We start from the raw sequence: 5,330 nt of genomic DNA, 5'->3' as shown, positions 1-5,330 counted from the left end.
CGACGATGCCGATCTGTATCACGCCCGACGAGAGCGGGCGGACGCGCTTGTAGCTTCGGGAGCCGGACTCGACCCGGGCCGCCTTCGGCCGGTCCCGACCGCCTCAGGTGTCGTCCAGCGGCCGCGCGACCATCTCGCCCCACGGCTCGAAGCCGTGGCGGTCGTAGAACCCCCTCGCGCGGTCGTTCGCCGGGTCCACGTCGAGGACCAGTCGGTCGAGCGGGAGCTCCTGGTCGGCCGCGAGGTCGAGCGCGGCGCCCAGCAGGTCGTCGGCGACGCCGGTCCCGCGGTGCTCGGGCGCGACGTAGAGCTCGTTCAGCACCGCCGCGTCCCATATCATCGCCAGCCGTTCTGGGAGGACGAAGACGTAGCCGACGACGGCGCCGTCGGCCGCCGCTTCGTCACCGGGCCCGTCGGCGCTCCCGTCGACCGCGACGGTCACGCACCGGAGGTCGGCGGCGACGCAGCGGTCGACCCAGTCGAGCCACCGCTCGCGGTACGTGTCGGTGAGCTTCTCCGCGTAGGCGGCCGCCTTCCCGTCGCCGCCGGTGCTCTCGCCGAGGCCGCGCTCGAAGGCCACCTTCGCCGCGTAGAGCCCGTCGGCGTCGCGCTCGCGGTCGTAGGGCCGGATTTCGGGTGTCACGCGTCGCCCTCCGCGGAACCTCCGCTCCCGTCGCCCGCCGACTCGTCGCCCCCGGTCTCCGCGCCTCCACCCTCCTCGCCCTCCAGCACGTACTCCGCGAGCGTCGGGACGAACGTGCCGATGTCGGTGACCATGCCGACCGCCTGCGCCGAGCCGCGGTCGAGCAGCTGGGTGACCGTGGCGGGGTTGATGTCGACGCAGACGGTCTTCGTCGTCGACGGGAGGCAGTTGCCGACCGCGACGGAGTGGAGCAGCGTGGCGAGCATGAGCACGATGTCGGCGTCGCGGGCCTGCTCGCGGATCGCGTCCTGCGCCTCGACCGCGTCCGTGATCGTGTCCGGCAGGGGGCCGTCGTCACGGATCGACCCCGCGAGGACGGTGTCGACGCCGTTCTCGACGCACTCGTACATCACCCCCTCCGTGACGACCCCGTCCTCGACGGCTGCCTCGATCCCGCCGGCGCGGATGATCTCCGAGATGGTCCAGATGTGGTGTTTGTGTCCCTTCCGCGGGTGTTCGAGCGTCTCAACGTCCATCCCGAGCGAGGTGCCGTAGATCGAGCGCTCCAGGTCGTGGGTGGCGAAGCCGTTGCCCGCGGAGAGCGCGTCGACGTAGCCCGCGGCGACGAGGTCGGCGAGCGCGTCGCCCGCGCCGGAGTGGATCACCGCGGGGCCGGCGACCACCATCACGGTCCCGCCGTCCGCCTCGACGGCGCGGAGCTCCGCGGCGACCTCACGGATCGTCGACTCGGAGGGGCGCTCCGCGGAGACGCCGCCCTGCATGAAGCCGAACGCGCCGCCGCCGCTCCGGGGGCGCTCCGGCGGGTTCACCCGGATCCCGGACTGGTCGGTCGCGATGAGGTCGCCCGCCTCAACCGCGCTGAGCGTCTTGGTGCGGGCGCGCGCCGCCCCGTCGTTGCCCGCGTCCGATGCGTCCGCTCGGTCTCTCTCGCCGGCGTCCGCTGCCGGCTCGGGTTCTACCACCAGCGCGCAGTCCATCTCGATCCCCTCCACGTCGATCCACTCGCCGTCGTACAGCACCTCGGTCGGGTGGTTCGTCGTCGAGTAGAAGTTCGGCGGCACCACCTTGTCCGCGGGCGCGGGGACGAGCTCCACGTCGGACGGGTCCTCCAAGACCGCGCCGTTCTGGTGGAGCTCGTGGAGGATCGCGCGCAGCGTCTCGGGGTCGTCGGCCGAGACGGCCAGCCGGCAGTACGACTCCTCGGTCTCGTGTTTCCCGACGTCGAACCGCTCGACGTCGAACGAGCCGCCAAGGTCCATCACCGCGCCGAAGCAGCGCTGCATCGTCCCGCTGTCGATGAGGTGCCCCTCCAGCTCGACGGTCCGCGACTGGGTCATACGGAGGCGTCGCGCCCCCCGGTGAAACCCGTTTCCCTGCCGCCGTCGCTACCGCCCGATCGTCCCCTGCCGCGTCACCGGCGCGTCGGGGTCGACGAGGAACGCCACGACGGTCGCGCCCTCGTCGCCCGCGGTCACGGTCGGCGGGGCGCCCTCGCCGGTCCACAGGGCGCTCTCCGTCTCCGAGAGCGCGGCGTCGCCGACCTCGGCCGACCCCTCGAAGACGTACACGTAGGCGTCCCGGCCCTCGACGTCGGGGAGCGTCGCGCCCGCGCCGGCGTCGAGCCGAACGTCGTGGCAGTCGACCGCGTTGCGCACGGTGAACGGGTGGTCCGACCCCGCGGGCGCGAACACGCGACGCCACTCGTCCGGTTCGGGGTCCGGGAGCGGGCCGTGCTGGATCCCGGGCTCCAGACCGAGGTCGTGCGGGCAAACGAATATCTGGAGCATCCGGAGCGGCGGGTCGTTCGCGAGCGTCTCCTCGGCGTGCCAGAAGCCCGATCCGGCGTTCATCACGAGGAGGTGCTCCGCGTCGGTGACGAGTTCGTTCCCCTCGCGGTCGTCGTGGCGCATCACGCCCGCGGGCACCCACGAGACGATCTCCTCGTCGCGGTGCTGGTGCATCCGGATCAGCGTGCCGGGGTCCATGAACGACTCGACGACCGTCGAGAGCGGGCCGTACCCGTGGTCGTCGTGGTCCGGGAGGTTCCGCCCGGGGAAGTTGAATCGCGTGCGGAACTTGCCCTGATCTCGAAAGACCTCGGAGCGAGGCGCGGGGAAGAGGTCGCGGTCGGCCGCGGCGGCGGAATCCATTACCAACTGGTAAAGTCCCGTCGAGCAAAAGCCGTCCGGTGGGGGCGACGCCCTCTTACTCCCCGCGCCCCTCGATCCGATATCGTGACGACCGTCCTCTCGGACCGCGACCGGCGCAAGCGGGACGACCGCCCCGACGGGACGTTCTACGCCGACCCGCGGTTCGTCACCCACGCCGACGACGCGTTCCTCGACCGGCTGACCGCGCTGTACGCGTCCGTGACCGATCCCGGCGACCGCGTCCTCGACGCGATGAGCAGTTGGGTCTCGCACCTGCCCGACACCGACTACCAGCGCGTGGTCGGTCACGGGCTCAACGAGGCCGAGCTGGCCGAGAACGACCGGCTCGACGAGTTCGTCGTGCGCAACTTCAACCAAGATCAGTCGCTCCCGTTCGCCGACGACGCGTTCGACGCCGTCTGCTGTGCGCTGTCGGTCCAGTACCTCCAGTACCCCGGCCCCGTGTTCGAGGAGTTCGCCCGGGTCCTCGCGCCCGGCGGAACGATAGTCGTCAGCTTCTCGAACCGGATGTTCCCGACGAAGGCCGTCCGCGCGTGGCGGGCCGCCTCGATGGACGAGCGCGCCGATCTCGTCGAGCGGTACCTCGACGCCGGCGGCTTCGACGTGACGGACCGGATCGCGGAGCGCCCGGGTCAGGACCCCTTCTACGCCGTGGTCGGAACGCTCCCGTGACCCCCCGTCGCGCCGCGGCCGCCGTCGTCGACATCGGACTCGCGCTGGCGCTCGGCGCGGCCGCACGCCTCGCGCACGTCTACTGGTACCGCGCCTTCGCGACGAGCGTCCCCGTCGACCTCGCCGGCTCGGTCGCCCTCGGGGTCGTGTTTGCCGTCGGCCACCTCGTCGTCGCCTCCGGCGACCGCGTCTCCGCCGCGACGGAGCGACGGCCCGACTCGCCGGCGTGGGGGCCGCGTCGAACCGCCGCCGCGTTCGGCGTCGGGTTCCTGCTCCACGCCGCCGTGGCGCCCGCGTTCACGCCCTTCGGCCTCGAACCGGCCGGCGTCAACGCGGCGCTCGCGGCCGGGGGTGTCGCGGTCGGGCTCTGGTCGCTCGGGGTCCGTCGCGCGGCGCGGACGGGAGCGTAGCCGGCCCGGAACAGGAGCCGGGACCGACGGCGGCCCCGGTCAGTCCGCCGCCGCCGACTCGGCCGCTTCCAGCCCCGAGCCGCTCGGCGGCCGGAGGACGAACACCGCCAGTCCCGCGGCGACCGCGAGCGCACCGCCGAGGGCGAACGTCGGCGTCCAGCCGAGCGTCGCGACGAGGTAGCCGGCGACGGTGCCGGAGAAGACGCCGCCGCCGACCTTCGCGGTGTACAGGACCGCGTAGTTGCCGGAGGAGTTGGCCGAGCCGTAGTAGTCGGCCAGCAGGGACGGGAAGTAGACGTACAGCGGCGAGGAGAAGAACATCGCGCCGAGGACGAACGCGACGAAGACCGCGCCGTTACCGGCCTCGCCGGCGGCCACCAGCCCGACCCGGAACAGTCCGGCGAGGAGGAACGAGCCCGCCATCACGCGCTTGCGGCTGAACCGGTCGGTCGCCTCGCCGAGGATCAGCCGCGACACCCCGGCGGCGATGGGGAGGAGCGTCGCGGAGAGCGTCGCGATCAGCGCCGCGAGCCCGAAGTTCTCCGCGAACCGGACCACGTTGGCGATCACGAGGAGGTCCGCGCTCGCCATCGCGATGAACATCGCGTACAGCAGCCAGAACTGCCACGTCGAGAGCATCTCGCGCGTCGAGTAGTCGCGGCCGCGGATCGACGCCGCGAGCCCCTCGTCGCCGTCCCCGCCGTCGGCGTCGTCCGTCCGGTCCAGCCAGTCTTTCGGCGGGTCACGGAGGAGGAACGACCCGACGAGCGTCACGAGTAAGATTCCGATCCCGATGTTGCGGAGCACGTCGCCGTACCCCGCCACGGTCGCGTTCGCCCGGACGTACGGGACGACGAGGGCGCTTCCGGCCGCGAACGCCATCGTCCCGACGCCGGTCGTCAGCCCCGTGCGGTCGGGGAACCACTTGACCGCGGTGTTGACCGCGACGGTGTACACGATGCCGACGCCGACCGCGCCGAGCGAGTACAGGAGGTACAGCTGCCAGAGGCTCGTCGCGTACGCCAGTCCGATGTACCCGCCGCCGGCGAGGATCGCCGCGAGGAACGTGAGCGTCCCCGGGCCGCGGCTGTCTCGCCACTTGCCCGCGGGGAACTGCGAGAGCGACTGGAACACCACGTAAAACGAGAACACCGCGCCCAGCGCCGGCAGCGCGATGTCGAGGCTGTTCGCGAGCGGCTGCTCGATCGACGACCAGACGTACTGGTACGGGCTCACCGCCGCCATCATCCCGGCCGCAGCGGCGATCTGCCACCATCGCGAGAACCCGAGAATGTCGGCCGCGCGCGGGGCGTAGTCGACGCCGCCCGCGGCCCCCCCCTCGGCGGCCGCCTCCGCCGACTCGTCCTCAGCCATCGTCGTCCGTCGTCCGCGTGCTGTCGGTCTGTGTCATGT

The 5,330-nt window shown here is 72.2% G+C and carries 6 protein-coding genes; 2 read left to right on the top strand and 4 right to left on the bottom strand.

Annotated elements, in window-relative coordinates; translation table 11 throughout:
• Positions 1-103: 103 nt before the first annotated feature.
• The 3 genes from B9G49_RS15540 to B9G49_RS15530 are packed head-to-tail and all read right to left on the bottom strand — an operon-like array spanning position 104 to position 2,814.
• Positions 104-643, bottom strand: a complete 540-nt coding sequence (locus B9G49_RS15540) for a GNAT family N-acetyltransferase (RefSeq protein WP_086216977.1) — start codon at positions 641-643, stop codon at positions 104-106.
• On the bottom strand, positions 640-2,001 hold the full coding sequence (locus B9G49_RS15535; protein ID WP_086216976.1) for a TIGR00300 family protein: 1,362 nt from the start codon (positions 1,999-2,001) through the stop codon (positions 640-642). The genes B9G49_RS15540 and B9G49_RS15535 overlap by 4 nt, the downstream gene beginning before the upstream one ends.
• 48 nt (positions 2,002-2,049) lie before the next feature.
• Complete coding sequence (locus B9G49_RS15530; RefSeq protein ID WP_086216975.1) at positions 2,050-2,814, bottom strand: pirin family protein; 765 nt, start codon at positions 2,812-2,814, stop codon at positions 2,050-2,052.
• Between the two features lie 84 nt (positions 2,815-2,898).
• Here B9G49_RS15530 and B9G49_RS15525 point away from each other — a divergent pair, with 84 nt between their 5' ends.
• Both B9G49_RS15525 and B9G49_RS15520 read left to right on the top strand, forming a co-directional pair.
• Positions 2,899-3,507 (top strand): class I SAM-dependent methyltransferase, encoded by a 609-nt coding sequence (locus B9G49_RS15525; protein WP_086216974.1) that lies wholly within the window; start codon positions 2,899-2,901, stop codon positions 3,505-3,507.
• Positions 3,504-3,917 (top strand): hypothetical protein, encoded by a 414-nt coding sequence (locus tag B9G49_RS15520; RefSeq protein ID WP_086216973.1) that lies wholly within the window; start codon positions 3,504-3,506, stop codon positions 3,915-3,917. Before B9G49_RS15525 ends, B9G49_RS15520 begins: the two co-directional genes overlap by 4 nt.
• Positions 3,918-3,956: 39 nt before the next feature.
• On the opposite strand, the gene B9G49_RS15515 is transcribed toward B9G49_RS15520, so the two are convergent.
• Positions 3,957-5,291 carry an OFA family MFS transporter gene (locus B9G49_RS15515; RefSeq protein WP_086216972.1) on the bottom strand — a complete coding sequence of 445 codons (1,335 nt, stop codon included), beginning with the start codon at positions 5,289-5,291 and terminating at the stop codon, positions 3,957-3,959.
• Positions 5,292-5,330: the final 39 nt, after the last annotated feature.

The sequence above is a fragment of the Halorubrum sp. SD683 genome, assembly GCF_002135045.1.
Taxonomy (GTDB): domain Archaea; phylum Halobacteriota; class Halobacteria; order Halobacteriales; family Haloferacaceae; genus Halorubrum; species Halorubrum ezzemoulense.
Note: the sequence above shows the minus strand (reverse complement) of the source record. Positions and strands in the feature narration are given on the sequence as shown.

What these genes read in the sequence shown, in the direction of transcription:
- B9G49_RS15535 (WP_086216976.1), bottom strand. Translation starts at nt 2,001, where the DNA reads ATGACCCAGTCGCGGACCGTCGAGCTGGAGGGGCACCTCATCGACAGC.
- B9G49_RS15530 (WP_086216975.1), bottom strand. Translation starts at nt 2,814, where the DNA reads ATGGATTCCGCCGCCGCGGCCGACCGCGACCTCTTCCCCGCGCCTCGC.
- B9G49_RS15515 (WP_086216972.1), bottom strand. Translation starts at nt 5,291, where the DNA reads ATGGCTGAGGACGAGTCGGCGGAGGCGGCCGCCGAGGGGGGGGCCGCG.